Here is a 12,920-nt window from a genome sequence, read left to right as displayed (position 1 = left end):
CTACGGCCGCAAGAGGCGCGGAATGTTCGCTTAACCCACCACCAAGCCGGGCCGGCGTGAGCGATTCGCCCGGCGACCCAGAAGCGCGGCAGCAGTGCCCACCTCCGGTGAGGTGATCGCTCAGCTCCAGCCAGCCAGCGAGCGAGCGAGCGAGCGAGCGAAATCCTGCCCGAAACGTGCTTCCATGCAAGGTTGTGGGCCGGGAGCGGCCATGCAGGGCATAGATGCTTTACCGCCCAGCATGGTCACTCCCGGCCCACAACCGTCCCAGCGCAAGCAAGAAAGCGGCCCCACCCCCAGAAGAGGGCAAGGCCGCTTCCTGCCTAGCAGGAAGGATCAGAACACGCTGACGCCATACACGCTCAACGGCTCGGTGACAGGCTGGAAGTAGGTCACGCCACCGGAGGAGCAGTTACCGCTACCGCCGGAGGTCAGGCCCAGAGCCGTCGTGCCGGAGTAGAGCGAGCCGCCGCTGTCGCCCGGCTCGGCGCAGACCGTGGTGCGGATCAGCCCGGAGACCGAACCCTCGGCGTAGTTGACCGTAGCGTTGAGCGCGGTCACCCGGCCGGAGTGGATGCCGGTGGTGGAGCCGCGGCGGTACACCGTGGCGTTGACGGCCGGCGTGCCGGCCGAGGTGATGTCCTGGGAGCCGACGCCACCGGTCTTGGTGATCGTCGTGTTGGTGTAACGGACGATGCCGTAGTCGTTGCCCGGGAAGCTGGTGCCGGCCCGGGTGCCGAGCGTGGTCGAACCGTTGGTCCAGGTGGCGCCGATGTTGGTGCAGTGGCCGGCGGTCAGGAAGTAGTTCGTGCCGGCGCTGTTGCGCACGTTGAAGCCGAGCGAGCAGCGGCCGCCGCCGGCGTAGATCGCGTCGCCACCGGAGATGGTGGTGCTGAGCGTGCCGGGGGCGGCGGTGAGGGTGGCCTTGTCGCCGAGTTTGGCGACGGTGGCCTTGACCGCGTCGAGCTTGGCGCCGGTGACGGTGCTGTCGTAGGTGACCGCGACCACGTTGGTGATCGGGTCGACGGCGAACGTCGTGCCGGGCGTCTTCAGCGTGGCCTTGAGCGAGTTGTCGGCAGCGGCCAGTTCGGCACCGCTGTGCGTGACATAACGGGCGGTCGCGCCGGACGCGGTGACCTGGGCCGCCGTGGCGGCGTCGGTCACGTTCACAACCACCTTGCCGGCGGCGTCGACGTACGAGCCGGCGGTCTTGCTGCCGAACTGCGTGTCGAGCTTCGAGGCGAGGGCGGAGGGTGCGAACGACGGGTCGATGCCCGCGACGGGTGCGGCCGACGCGGGTGACGCGGCGAACGCGGAGCCGACGAGCACGCAGGCAGCAAGGCCGACGATCGGTCGGCGCAGCTTCCGGTTGAGCACTTGGTTCCTCCCAGGGGGGTGGGGGGTACGCCGATGGCGCACCGTGCTCTTGCAGTATTGAGAGTTCTCAATATGCCCACAAGATGTGGCGATTGTTGCCACGATGCCCATCAATGCAGCCCTGACCTGGGAAAACAACCTCGTCATACTGCCGGACTATGACCGAACCGGGATGGGGCTATTTACGGCGATCGATCAATGCGTGGGCCTGGGAGCGGATTTCCGGCACCGCCGTGGTCTCCCACTGGGCGCCGCGGCGCAGCGGGCCGATCAGCCACAGGTTGTCGCACACCCGGCCGTCCGCGTCGATGACCCGGCCCTCGGGGTCGATGTCGAGGCCGAGGCCGTGCGGGCCGACCCGGGCGTGCCCGGCATCGAGCAGGGCGCCGGCGAAGCCACCGGCCGCGCCGGGCAGGCGCCCGGGACCGGCGCAATTCACCACGGCGCCGAACCACTGCACGCCGGCCTCCAGCTCGACCAGCAGGCCACCGGCGGGCGGCGCGGTCATCGAGCGGATGCCGCCGGCGCGGACCTCGAAGCGGCCCTCCTCGCGCAGGGCGTCGATGGTGGCGCCGACCGTGGGGGCCATCCGGTGGCGGTGACACTCCCAGGGGCGGGCCAGGTGGCGCAGGAACTGCTCCTGCTCCTCGTTGGTGAGGCTGCCCCACAGGTGGTCGAGGTTCGGGCGCAGGCCGTCGACGACCGCGCGCCAGTCTCCCGCTTTTTCCGCTTCTGCCCGGACAATTCGGACCAGGTCCCGGAGGGTCAGCGACTGGTCGATCGGCACCGCGGCCAGCGGGGCCGGCACGGGGGTGTGACTCAGCGGGAGCTGGCCGCGCCGGCTCACGGCGGTGATCGGGGCGTCCCGGCGGCCGTCGGCGGTGAGCGTGAGGACCACGTCGATGGCGGTCAGCCCGGCCCCGACCAGCAGCACCGGCACGTCGGACGGGATCGCGTCGAGCACCCCGGGCCGCCACGGGTCGGGGATGTAGTCGGGGTGGTCGGGGCGGGCCGCGGGCTGGGCCGACGCCGGGTTGCCGGTCGCCACCACGATCTCGTCGGCGCGAACCTCGCGGCCGTCGTCCAGCGCGACACCGTGCGCGGACAGGCCGGTGGCGCGGGCCTTGACCACGTCGACGCCGGTCAGTGTGCCGAAGACGTCGCGCAGGTAGCGGCCGAACTCGGCGCGCGGCCGGAACTCCTCGGGCGAGCAGCCCGCCCAGCGGACGAAGTGCCCCGGGTCCTCCGGGTCGGCGCTCATCGCGCCGGCCCGGGAGTTCAGCAGGTGCCACGGGCGGGCCGTGCCGTAGGCGAGCCCGCCACCGGGCTCGTCCGGCTCGATCATCACGACCCGGTCACCGCCGCGCAGCAGCTCCTTCGTGGCCAGCACGCCCGAAGCGCCACCGCCGACTACCGCCACCGTGCGTCCCGCCATGGTGCTGTGCCCCTTACTGCTCGTTGCCGGTAACAGTGATCTTGGCATCGTCGGCCAAGCGGTAGCCGAGGCCGTAGACCGTGGTGACGACCTCGGGGTCGTCGAGCTTGGTGCGCAACCGGCTGACGTGCACGTCGACCGTGCGGTTGGTGGTGTGCGTGTGGCCCCACACCTGGGCGAGGAGCTGGCTGCGGCTGAACACCTGCCGCGGGTGGCGGGCCAGGAAGAGCAGCAGGTCGTACTCGAGGCGGCTCAGGTCGAGCTGAGCGCCGTCGCGCAGCGCGGTGCGGGCGCGCGGGTCGAGGTGGATGGGGCTGCCGTTGTCCGGCTCGGCCGGCTCGACGGCCACCTCGGCGCCCGGGCCGGCCGCGTCGACCAGGTCGCGCAGGGCGGCCAGGACGCGGGTGCGACCTTCGGCCGCACCACCGGCGATGCTGATGGTCACCGTCACCGGCGGTTCCGGCGGCAGCGCGGGGACGGGACGCAGGTGTACGCGGCGGGGGTGGGCGACGGCGAGCGCGGACATTGGCTCCTCCTACGGGTGGGGTGTGTGGCCGGCCGTCGCCGGGTCCCGGCGACGGCCAACAATACATGTCCCATCTGTTCGATAGGTTAAATCATGTAACGGAAAGTCAAGCGGCGACAAGCCGGGCGGTGTCCCGCCGGTTGATTTCGGCCCGGACCGCGGGGATCAACTCGCGGCCGTAGTCGATGGCGTCGTCCAGCGGGTCGTAACCGCGGATCAGGAACGTGGTCACACCCAGGTCGTAGTAGTCGAGCAGGGCCTGCGCGACGGTCTCCGGGGTGCCCACCAGGGCGGTGGAGTTGCCGGCGGCACCGCTGGCCTTCGCGGTCGCGGTCCAGAGGGCCCGGTCGTGCCGGTCCCCCTCGGCCGCGGCCGCCAGCAGGCGCTGGGAACCGGTGTTGGCCGGGCTCGCCCGGTCGGAGTTACGGAAGAAACGCGGCGCGGTGACCTGGCCGATCCGCCCGAGGATCGCTTCCGCCCGTTCCCAGGCCAGCTCCTCGGTCGGGCCGAGAATGGGGCGGAACGAGACCGAGAAACGCGGTGCGGCCCGACCGATGGCCGCGGCTTCCGCCCGTACGGAAGCAATTTGCTCTTTAATTTGGGCCAGGGGTTCGCCCCAGAACATGTAGACGTCGGCGTGTTTGACCCCGGTGCGGTAGGCGGCCGGCGACGAGCCGGAGAAGTAGATCGGAATCGTTCCGTTGACCGGTTTGACCTGGGAGACGAAGTCCTCGAACCGGTAGATCGGGCCCCGGTGCGAGAACGGCACGTCGGAGAGCCAGGCTTGACGGAGGATCCCGAGGTACTCGTCTGTGCGGGCGTAGCGGTCGTCCTTCGCGAGGTAATCGCCGTCCCGGCGCTGCTCGACGTCGTGACCGCCGGTGATGATGTTCAGGGTGACCCGGCCGCCGGTGAACTGGTCGAGGGTGGCGAAGGTCCGGGCGGCGAGGGTCGGCGCGACGAAGCCGGGCCGGTGCGCGACCAGGAACTTCAGCGTCTCGGTGCGGGCCGCCGCGTACGCGGCCACCTGCGCGCCCTCCGGGTAGGCCGAGCTGTAACCGAGGAGCACCTGATCGAAGCCGGAGTCCTCGTGGGCGCGGGCGATCCGGGTGGTGAACGCCGGATCGATCAGCGCGGTGGTGGCCGGCGTGCTCTCCGAGCCGTCCTGGGTGGCGATCAGCCCGATGAAGTCGACGGGCATGTCAGTCCTCCTCCGGTCGCAGCGACGGCAGGTTGACGACGATCGCCTCCTGCGTCGTCCGCGCGATCACCACGACGGCCTCGTTGTCCGGGTCGGGGTTCTCCTCGCGGTGCGGCACCCACGGCGGCACGAAGATGTAGTCGCCGGGCTTGGTCTCGTAGCGCTTCTCCTCATTCGAGGAAGAGTCGTAAAAAACAAAGACCGGATTGCCGCGTACGACGTAGATCGCCGTTTCCGATTCGCCGTGGTGGTGGTTGTCGCTGGCCGTCGAGGCGTGCACGTGGGTCTCGCCCATCCACAGTTTCTCGCTGCCGACGGTCTTGCCGCTGATCGCCTCGACCCGGGTCATCCCCTTGGTCTGTGCGGTGTCCCCGGACAGCGCGGTCGGAACGACGTGGTGCAGTTTCTGGTGAAAGGCATCGGCCATTACTCGGTCACCCCCAGCTCGCCCAGCAGGGTGCCGCGGAGCGCGGCGAAGGGCGCGGAGCCCCGCTCGCGGGCGCCGGCGGGCACCTCGTGGACGGCCGCGATCCGGCCCTCCCGCATGGTAAGCACCCGGTCGGCCAGCAGGACCGCTTCGTCGACGTCGTGGGTGACCAGCAGCACGGCCGGCCGGTGCCGGCTGGTCAGGTCGCGGACCAGGCCGTGCATCTTGATCCGGGTGAGCGCGTCCAGGGCCGCGAACGGCTCGTCGAGCAGCAGCAACTCGGGCTCGCGGACCAGGGCCCGGGCCAGCGCGACCCGCTGGGCCTCGCCGCCGGAGAGGGTGACCGGCCACGCGTCGGCGTGGTTGGACAGGCCGACCTCCTCCAGGGCCGATTGCGCCTTGGCCCGGGCGGTCGAGCGGGGCAGGCCGATGGCGACGTTGCGCCACACCTTCCACCAGGGCAGCAGGCGGTGCTCCTGGAAGACGACCGTGCGCCGCTGCGGCACCTCGAGGGTGCCGCCGTCGACCGGGTCGAGCCCGGCCAGTGCCCGCAGTAACGTGGTCTTGCCGCAGCCGCTCTTGCCGAGCAGGGCGACGAACTCGCCCCGGTCGATGGCGAGGTCGAGTTCGTGCAGGACGGTGCGGGACCCATACCGGCGGGTGATCTTCTCGGCCAGGACGGTACTCATAGCTTCACCGCGTGGTCGGCGATCGTGATCTTCCCGCTCAGGACCTTGTGGTCGGTGAGCCAGTCCGCGCCGGACTGCAGCTGAGCGATGCCCTCGTCGTTGATCAGGCTCCAGGTGACCTGGACGTTGTTCTTGACCAGCTTGTCCACCACGGCCTGCGGGTACTTCGAGACGGCGTTGCCGATCTTCTGGGCCTCGGCCGGGTTGGCGTTGGCCCAGTCCTGCTCGGCCTTGTAGGCGGCGATCACCTTGCGGATGGTGTCGGCCTCCTTCTTGGCGTACTCCTCGCGGACCAGGTAGGTGCCGAAGTCGATCTGCTTGTCCAGTTCGTCGCCGTCGGTGAAGATCGACTTGGCGTTGTACTGGACCTGGGCCAGCTCGAGGGGGCCGGACCAGATCGACCAGGCGTCGACCTTGCCGCTGCCGAAGGCGGGCGCCGCGTCCGGCGGGTTGAGGTAGGTGAAGGTGACCGAGTCGCGCGGCACGCCGTACTTCTCCAGCGCCGCGACCAGCAGGAACTCGCCGAGGCCGGCCTTGTTGACGGCGACGTTCTTGCCGGCCAGGTCCTTGACGCTGGTGATGCCGCTCTCCGGCCGCACGATGATCGCCGAGGTGCGCGGCGTCGAACTGGACCAGGCGACGTAGACGAGCTTGTTGCCGGACAGCAGCGCCTGGTCGGCCGGGGTGGAGCTGCCACCGAAGCTGAAGTCGGCGGTGTTGGTGGCCACGGCCTGCAGGGTGGGCGCGTGGTTCGGGAACGGGCCGACCCACTCGACGTCGATGCCCTGGTCGCTGAGGGTCTTCTCGAAGACACCGCGGGTCTTGGGAACGGAGATGGCTCCGTAGGTCAGGCGTACCTTCTTGCGCCCTCCGGCTGCGGCGGCGGCCTCGTCGTCGTTGCCGCAGGCGGCGAGGCTGGGTATTCCCAAAACAGGCAGAGCCAGCGCGGCGCCGAGCAGGTTGCGGCGGGACAGGGTCACTTTCTTCCTCCGGATGGTGCGTAATTGGGGTGCCACGCCAGGAGACGACGCTCCAGGGCGCGGGCGATCAGGTCGGTAGTCAGGCCGATCAGCGCGTACAGCACGATGACCAGCACGATCACGTCGGTCTGCAGGAACTCACGGGCGTTGGTGGCCATGAAGCCGATGCCGGCGGGTGCGCCGACGGTCTCCGCGATCACCAGGGCCAGCCAGGCGTTGGTCAGCGCCAGCCGCAGTCCGAGCAGGATCGACGGCAGGGCGCCGGGCAGGATCACGACCCGGACGATGTCGAGCTTCGAGAGGCCGGCGACCCGGCCCATCTCCAGCAGTTTCGGGTCGACCTGGCGGATGCCGAGCACGGTGTTCAGGTAGATCGGGAACAGCGTGCCCAGGGCGACCAGGAAGAACCGGCCGCTCTCGCCGACGCCGAACCAGACCATCACGAGCGGCAGGATCGCCAGGAACGGGATGGCCCGGACGATCTGAATATTGCGATCGATGAGGGCCTCGAACAGCTTCGAGAAACCGGTGAGGACGCCGAGAACGAGGCCGACACTGGCCCCGATGGCGAGGCCGATCGCGGCCCGCTTCAGGCTTTCCCACAGGTGGCGGGGCAGTTCGCCGGTCTCGGTCAGATGCCACGCGGTGGTGCCGACCGAGCTGGGCGCCGGCAACACATTGGGTGCGATGACGCCGGCTCGGGCGAGCAGTTCCCACGTGAGCAGCAGCAGAACGGGGACGATCCAGGAGATCGTCCGGTACGGCAGAGCCCGCTTCTTCGAGGGCGTCGCCCCGGTCTCCGCCGCGGTGGCGGGACCGGCGATCGCAGTAGTGGACATGGCCGCAACTCTGACGGCCGCAACTCCGCCATGTCAACCATACTCTCTAGGTTTACTAGGATATGGGACGACCATTGACGGCGATGTCACGAGCGGCGGAGGGTGGAGGGCAGTTCTCCACAATCCCAAAGGGTGGAAGCACCATGACAGTCGAGTTCGTCGGCATGATCGGCACTCGGGACGTCTCCGAGACCAGGGCGCCCTCCGGGCCGGTGGTCGACCCCGGTTATGTGCGGCGGTTCGCCCGGGCCCACGAGGAGGCCGGTTTCGACCGCATCCTCGTCGCCTACTCCTCGTCCAGCCCGGACGCCAACCAGGTCGCGGCGTTCGCGGCGGCCGGCACCGGCCACATCGGACTGCTGATCGCGCACCGGCCCGGATTCGTCTTCCCCACCACGGCCGCCCGCACCTTCGCCACCCTCGACCAGCTCACCGGCGGGCGGGTGGCGGTGCACACGATCACCGGCGGGTCCGACGCCGAGCAGCGCCGCGACGGCGATTACCTGACCAAGGACGACCGCTACGCGCGCACCGAGGAGTACCTCACCATCCTGCGCCGGGCCTGGAGCTCCCCCGAGCCGTTCTCGCACCAGGGCCGGTTCTACCGGTTCGAGGATTTCTCCCTGCTGGCCCAGCCGGCCCATCGCATCCCGCTGTATTTCGGCGGTTCCTCGGCGGCGGCCTACCGGGTGGGCGGCGCCACCGCCGACGTCTACGCCCTGTGGGGCGAGCCGCTCAAGGAGACCGCCGAGCAGATCGCCTCGGTGCAGGCCGCGGCCGCGGCGGCCGGGCGTGGGCCGCTCGGCATCAGCGTCTCGTTCCGCCCGATCCTGGCCGCCACCGACGAGCTGGCCTGGGAGCGGGCGGCCCGCATCCTGGCCACGATCGAGAGCGGGCCCTCCTTCGCGGGCGACAAGAAGATCCTGGTGGAAAACGTCGGCTCGCAGCGCCTTCTGGCCGCCGCGGCCAAATCCGATCGGCACGACCGTGCCCTGTGGACGGCCACCGCGAAGGCCAGCGGCGCGCAGGGCAACTCGACCGCGCTGGTCGGCTCGCCGGAGACCGTCGCCCAGGCTCTGCTCGATTACGTCGATCTCGGCGTCACCACCATTCTCATCCGCGGTTACGACCCGGTCGACGACGCCGTCGACTACGGCCGGCACCTGATCCCGCTCGTTCGGCAGGAGCTGCGCCATCGCGAGCTCGCCACCGTTTAGCCAGGAGGCACCCGTGACCGTCACCTCTCTCGTGGACGCCGATCTCTTCCGGGCGCTGCTGCGCCGCCACGCCGCCGCGGTCGTGGTGATCACAGCGCCCGGCGAACCACCGGCCGGCTTCACCGCCACCTCGTTCACCTCGGTCTCGCTCGACCCTCCGCTGGTGTCGTTCTGCCTCGCGAAGACCGCCTCGGCCTGGCCGGCGGTCGCGGAGGCGGACGTGGTCGCCGTGCATGTGCTCACCCAGGAGCAGGAGCACGTGGCCCGCACGTTCGCCACCCGCGGCATCGACCGGTTCGCCACGCACGGCGCCTGGCAGCCCGGACCGGGCGGGGTGCCGCTGCTCGACGGGGTGCTGGCCCGGATCGTCTGCCGGGTGGTGCGCCGGGTCGAGGCCGGCGACCACAGCATCGTGCTGGCCGCCCCGGAGACCGGCGATCATCACCAGGACCTGACCGCGGCGCCGCTGGTGTACCACGATGGGCACTACGCCCATCTGCGGAAGGCTGCCTAGATGCCGTTCCACTGGTTCCTGCCCACCGCCGGTGACAGCCACGACATCGTCAGCGGCGGGCAGGCCTCGCTGGCCGCCGACACGTCCCGGCCACCGGACATCCGCTACCTCGCCCTGGTCGCCCGGGCCGCCGAGCAGGCCGGGTTCGAGGCGGTGCTGACCCCGACCGGGACGTTCTGCGAGGACGCCTGGCTCACCACGGCCGCTCTGCTCGGCGAGACCGAGCGGCTGAAGTTCCTGGTCGCCTTCCGGCCCGGGCTGATCTCGCCGACCCTCGCCGCCCAGATGGCCTCGACCTACCAGCGCATCTCCGGCGGGCGGCTGGCGCTCAACGTCGTCACCGGCGGGGAGGCGAGCGAGCAGCGGCGCTTCGGCGACCGCCTCTCGCACGATCAGCGCTACGCCCGGACCGCCGAGTTCCTGCAGGTCGTGCGGGGTGCCTGGGCGGGTACGCCGTACACGTTCCGGGGCGAGCACTACGACGTCGAGAACGCCACCGTGCGGGACGCGCCCGACCCGGTGCCGCCGATCTTCTTCGGCGGCTCGTCGCCGGCCGCGCTCCCGGTGGCGGCCCGGCACGTCGACACCTATCTGACGTGGGCCGAGCCGCCGGCCGCGGTGGCCGCCAAACTGGATGCCGTGCGCACCCACGCCAAGGAGGCCGGCCGGCAACTCACCTACGGCATCCGCCTGCACGTGATCAGCCGGGACACGTCCGACGAGGCGTGGGGGGTCGCGCGGTCGCTGCTCGCCCGGGTGCCGCAGAGCGAGATCGACCGGGCCCGGGCCCAGTTCGCGGCCACCGAGTCGGAAGGCCAGCGCCGGATGGCCGCGCTCACCACCGGCGACTCCCTCGAGGTGTCGCCCAACCTGTGGGCCGGCTTCGGCATCGTCCGGCCCGGCGCCGGCACCGCCCTGGTCGGCAGCCACGCCGAGGTCGCCGCCCGGATCCGCGAATACCAGGCGCTCGGGCTCGACCACTTCATCCTCTCCGGCCAGCCGCACCTGGAAGAGGCGCTGCGGTTCGGCGAGAACGTCCTGCCCCTGCTGTCCCAAGGAGAAAAATGAGTCGCATCGTCGTCGTCTCGGGTAACCCCCGGCCCGGCTCCCGCACCTCGGTGCTGGCCATCGCGGTCGGGGAGGCGCTCGGCGAGAAGACCGGCGGGTTCCCGCCCACCGTGATCGAGGTCGGCGAGCTGGGCACCGGTCTGCTCACGCCCGGCGACGAGGCCACCGCGGCCGCCGTGACCGCGCTGCGCGAGGCCGAGGTGCTGGTGGTGGCCACCCCGACGTACAAGGGCAGCTACACCGGCGTACTGAAAGTGCTCCTCGACCAGCTGCCGGCCCAGGCCCTGGCCGGGAAGACCGCCGTGCCGGTGGTGACCGCCGGCGTGCCGCCGCAGGCGGCTGCCGCGGAGGCGCTGCTGCGCCAGTTGCTCACCGAGCTGGGCGCGGACGTCGCCGACGGCCTGCCGGTGGTGGAGGCCGACCTGCCGGAGACCAAGGCGATCGCCGACCGGTACGCCGAGGCCTACAGCAATCCCACAGCTTCGTAACAGCGCACTGACAAATCACCCGTCTAGTGTCCTGACCACAGGCATGACGGCGGGTGCGACCGCCGAAACGCCCCGGCTCCGCTCGCCGACCCCTGTGCCCCCGGGTCGCCGAGCGGAGCCGGTCCTGTCTCAGCCGACCGCGATGGTCAGCTCGGAGCGGGCGGTCCGGCCCCAGTCGTCGGTGAACTCGACCGTGAAGGTCGACGAACCCGCCGCGGTGGCCACGCCGGTGATCAGGCCGGTGCTGTCCAGCGCCAGCCCGTCCGGCAGGTCACCGCCGCTCAGTGCCCAGGTGCCGGTCCGGTCCGCGGCCAGCTGCTGGTGGTAGTAGCCGCCGACGGCGCCGTCCGGCAGCGCGGCCGTCCGGATCACGGGGCCGGTGGTGTTCACGGTGACCGCGATGCTCCTGGTGACCGCGGTGGGCACGTAGTCGGTGAACCGGACCTTGATCGTGTCGGTGCCGGGGGCGGTCGGCGTGCCCGAGACCACGCCGGCCGGGGACAGCTTCACCCCGGTGGGCAGGGTGCCCTCGGCGAGGCTCCACGAACCGCGGCGGCTGGAGGTCAGGGCGAGCTGCGAGGAGAACGCCGTACCGGCGGTCATGGTCAGACCGGCGGTCTTGATCACCACGGCGGCCGGCGGGGCGGGCACGAACAGCAGCCGGTTCGGCGAGCCCTTCAGCCCGGTGACCTTGCCGGTGGTGGCCTTCGACACCAGGTAGTTGCGCACCTGCGCGGCGGTCCAGGCCGGGTACGCGTCGAGCACCAGTGCGGCCGCGCCGGCCACGTGCGGCGACGCCATCGAGGTGCCGCTGGCCGACGCGGTCGCGGTGTCGCTGCTCGCGAACGCGGACCGGACGTTGACGCCCGGCGCGAACATGTCGAGCACGGTGCCGTAGTTGGAGAACGAGGCGCGCTTGTCCTTGGCGTCGGTCGCGCCCACGGTGATCGCGGCGGCCAGGTTGGCCGGGCTCTCCTTGGCCGCGTTGACGTTCTCGTTGCCGGCCGCCACCGCGACCGTGACGCCCGAGTTGATCAGCTTCTGCAGGGCGGCGTTCAGCGACGGGCTGTTCGAACCGCCGAGGCTCAGGTTGGCCACGGCCGGCTTCTTCGCGTTCTTGGTCACCCAGTTGATGCCGGCGATGACTTCGGAGAGCTCACCCTCGCCGTCGCAGTCCAGCACCTTGACCGCAACCAGCTGCACGCTCTTCGCAACCCCGTACGTCCGGCCGCCGATCGTGCCGGCCACGTGCGTGCCGTGCCCCTCGCAGTCGGCGGCATTGGTGTTGTGGTCGACGAAGTTGAAGCCGTAGGAAGCCCGGCCGCCGAACTCGCTGTGAGTGATCCGGATGCCGGTGTCGATCACGTACGCGTGCACCGAGCTGCCGTCGTCGCTGGGCGTGTAGGTCTTGGAGAGAGTGACCGGCTTCTGGTCGATGCGGTCGAGACCCCAGACCGGGTTCCGGTAGGTGGTCGTCTCGGCGTGCACGATCCGGTCCTGCTCGACGAACGCGACGGCCGGGTTCGCGGCGAGGCGCCGGGCCTGCTTGGCGGTCAAGCGGGCGGCATAACTCGACGACCTGGCCGCGCCCTGAGCGGAGAGGCCCCCGGGTGCCTTCTTCGTGACGATGTACCGCCCGGGGATCGAACCCGGCAGACCGGCGCCGATGACGTTCCCCTCGGCGGCCTGAGCGGGAACGACGGTGCCGGCCGCGGCAACGGCGGCAGCGGCCAGAAGGGTGCCGAGAACTCTCATTCGCATGGCAGGTCGATCGGCCGGAGCGGGTCGTGAGCTTACCGGTGTGGCCAGAAATAACCAGGTGGCAACCCGCGTTCTGCAGATCGCGCCGGTGAATCACCCGGCGTGGAGAGAGGTTCCGAGATGAAGGTCCGTAACTCGCTCAGGTCGCTGAAGAGCAAGCCCGGTTCGGTTATCACCCGCCGCCGCGGGCGCCTGGTCGTGATCAACCGGAAGAATCCGCGCTGGAACGGCCGACAGGGCTGACGCCCACACGCCGGAGAGATAGCCGGGCGAAACTCGCGGTCACGCGATAACTTTGACAGAGCGAAAGGCCGGAGAACCGCCGCCACGGGTCTCCGGCCTTTCGCTTGCTCCGCATTGGACAATCCCCCCACCCGGCCGGCCCGGCTGGAAACGCC

14 protein-coding genes are annotated in these 12,920 nt (G+C 70.6%); 5 read left to right on the top strand and 9 right to left on the bottom strand.

The annotated features are described in order from the left end of the window. Positions 1-336 precede the first annotated feature (336 nt). The 8 genes from Ato02nite_RS42430 to Ato02nite_RS42395 all read right to left on the bottom strand — a co-directional run bounded on the left by Ato02nite_RS42430 (position 337) and on the right by Ato02nite_RS42395 (position 7,474). The gene (locus tag Ato02nite_RS42430; protein ID WP_213012375.1) at positions 337-1,377 is read right to left on the bottom strand and encodes a S1 family peptidase; all 1,041 of its coding nucleotides are present in this window, start codon (positions 1,375-1,377) and stop codon (positions 337-339) included. 178 nt (positions 1,378-1,555) lie between these two features. Beyond that, entirely contained in the window at positions 1,556-2,812 is a 1,257-nt protein-coding gene (locus Ato02nite_RS42425) for an FAD/NAD(P)-binding protein (RefSeq protein WP_213012374.1), read from the bottom strand. Positions 2,813-2,825: 13 nt separating this feature from the next. After that, positions 2,826-3,338 (bottom strand): winged helix-turn-helix domain-containing protein, encoded by a 513-nt coding sequence (locus Ato02nite_RS42420; RefSeq protein WP_213012373.1) that lies wholly within the window; start codon positions 3,336-3,338, stop codon positions 2,826-2,828. A gap of 106 nt (positions 3,339-3,444) precedes the next feature. Continuing rightward, complete coding sequence (locus Ato02nite_RS42415; protein WP_213012372.1) at positions 3,445-4,539, bottom strand: LLM class flavin-dependent oxidoreductase; 1,095 nt, start codon at positions 4,537-4,539, stop codon at positions 3,445-3,447. Position 4,540: 1 nt separating this feature from the next. Further along, entirely contained in the window at positions 4,541-4,966 is a 426-nt protein-coding gene (locus Ato02nite_RS42410; protein WP_213012371.1) for a cupin domain-containing protein, read from the bottom strand. Then, a complete protein-coding gene (locus Ato02nite_RS42405) occupies positions 4,966-5,655 on the bottom strand; it encodes an ABC transporter ATP-binding protein (RefSeq protein ID WP_213012370.1) in 690 nt (229 codons plus the stop codon). The genes Ato02nite_RS42410 and Ato02nite_RS42405 overlap by 1 nt, the downstream gene beginning before the upstream one ends. Continuing rightward, positions 5,652-6,635, bottom strand: a complete 984-nt coding sequence (locus Ato02nite_RS42400) for an aliphatic sulfonate ABC transporter substrate-binding protein (protein ID WP_213012369.1) — start codon at positions 6,633-6,635, stop codon at positions 5,652-5,654. Before Ato02nite_RS42400 ends, Ato02nite_RS42405 begins: the two co-directional genes overlap by 4 nt. Beyond that, positions 6,632-7,474, bottom strand: coding sequence for an ABC transporter permease subunit (locus tag Ato02nite_RS42395; protein ID WP_213012368.1), 843 nt, complete (start codon positions 7,472-7,474; stop codon positions 6,632-6,634). Before Ato02nite_RS42395 ends, Ato02nite_RS42400 begins: the two co-directional genes overlap by 4 nt. A 143-nt stretch (positions 7,475-7,617) precedes the next feature. Here Ato02nite_RS42395 and Ato02nite_RS42390 point away from each other — a divergent pair, with 143 nt between their 5' ends. The 4 genes from Ato02nite_RS42390 to Ato02nite_RS42375 are packed head-to-tail and all read left to right on the top strand — an operon-like array spanning position 7,618 to position 10,761. Next, the gene (locus tag Ato02nite_RS42390; RefSeq protein WP_213012367.1) at positions 7,618-8,691 is read left to right on the top strand and encodes an LLM class flavin-dependent oxidoreductase; all 1,074 of its coding nucleotides are present in this window, start codon (positions 7,618-7,620) and stop codon (positions 8,689-8,691) included. 13 nt (positions 8,692-8,704) lie between these two features. After that, entirely contained in the window at positions 8,705-9,205 is a 501-nt protein-coding gene (locus tag Ato02nite_RS42385) for a flavin reductase family protein (protein WP_213012366.1), read from the top strand. Then, the gene (locus Ato02nite_RS42380; protein WP_213012365.1) at positions 9,206-10,273 is read left to right on the top strand and encodes an LLM class flavin-dependent oxidoreductase; all 1,068 of its coding nucleotides are present in this window, start codon (positions 9,206-9,208) and stop codon (positions 10,271-10,273) included. It begins immediately after the preceding gene. After that, entirely contained in the window at positions 10,270-10,761 is a 492-nt protein-coding gene (locus tag Ato02nite_RS42375) for an NADPH-dependent FMN reductase (protein WP_213012364.1), read from the top strand. The genes Ato02nite_RS42380 and Ato02nite_RS42375 overlap by 4 nt, the downstream gene beginning before the upstream one ends. 129 nt (positions 10,762-10,890) lie before the next feature. On the opposite strand, the gene Ato02nite_RS42370 is transcribed toward Ato02nite_RS42375, so the two are convergent. Next, positions 10,891-12,522, bottom strand: coding sequence for a S8 family serine peptidase (locus tag Ato02nite_RS42370; RefSeq protein ID WP_213012363.1), 1,632 nt, complete (start codon positions 12,520-12,522; stop codon positions 10,891-10,893). Positions 12,523-12,642: 120 nt separating this feature from the next. Here Ato02nite_RS42370 and Ato02nite_RS42365 point away from each other — a divergent pair, with 120 nt between their 5' ends. Beyond that, positions 12,643-12,765: a ribosomal protein bL36 gene (locus Ato02nite_RS42365; RefSeq protein ID WP_213012362.1), complete on the top strand. Its 123-nt coding sequence runs from the start codon at positions 12,643-12,645 to the stop codon at positions 12,763-12,765. The last annotated feature ends 155 nt before the right edge of the window (positions 12,766-12,920 follow it).

It is taken from the genome of Paractinoplanes toevensis (assembly GCF_018332695.1).
Lineage (GTDB): Bacteria > Actinomycetota > Actinomycetes > Mycobacteriales > Micromonosporaceae > Actinoplanes > Actinoplanes toevensis.
The sequence above is the reverse complement of the archived record's forward strand: the minus strand, read 5'-3'. Positions and strand labels throughout refer to the sequence as shown.

Coding starts and splice junctions, on each gene's coding strand:
- Ato02nite_RS42425 (WP_213012374.1), bottom strand. CDS start 2,812: ATGGCGGGACGCACGGTGGCGGTAGTCGGCGGTGGCGCTTCGGGCGTG.
- Ato02nite_RS42420 (WP_213012373.1), bottom strand. CDS start 3,338: ATGTCCGCGCTCGCCGTCGCCCACCCCCGCCGCGTACACCTGCGTCCC.
- Ato02nite_RS42415 (WP_213012372.1), bottom strand. CDS start 4,539: ATGCCCGTCGACTTCATCGGGCTGATCGCCACCCAGGACGGCTCGGAG.
- Ato02nite_RS42410 (WP_213012371.1), bottom strand. CDS start 4,966: ATGGCCGATGCCTTTCACCAGAAACTGCACCACGTCGTTCCGACCGCG.
- Ato02nite_RS42405 (WP_213012370.1), bottom strand. CDS start 5,655: ATGAGTACCGTCCTGGCCGAGAAGATCACCCGCCGGTATGGGTCCCGC.
- Ato02nite_RS42395 (WP_213012368.1), bottom strand. CDS start 7,474: ATGTCCACTACTGCGATCGCCGGTCCCGCCACCGCGGCGGAGACCGGG.
- Ato02nite_RS42390 (WP_213012367.1), top strand. CDS start 7,618: ATGACAGTCGAGTTCGTCGGCATGATCGGCACTCGGGACGTCTCCGAG.
- Ato02nite_RS42380 (WP_213012365.1), top strand. CDS start 9,206: ATGCCGTTCCACTGGTTCCTGCCCACCGCCGGTGACAGCCACGACATC.
- Ato02nite_RS42375 (WP_213012364.1), top strand. CDS start 10,270: ATGAGTCGCATCGTCGTCGTCTCGGGTAACCCCCGGCCCGGCTCCCGC.
- Ato02nite_RS42370 (WP_213012363.1), bottom strand. CDS start 12,522: ATGCGAATGAGAGTTCTCGGCACCCTTCTGGCCGCTGCCGCCGTTGCC.
- Ato02nite_RS42365 (WP_213012362.1), top strand. CDS start 12,643: ATGAAGGTCCGTAACTCGCTCAGGTCGCTGAAGAGCAAGCCCGGTTCG.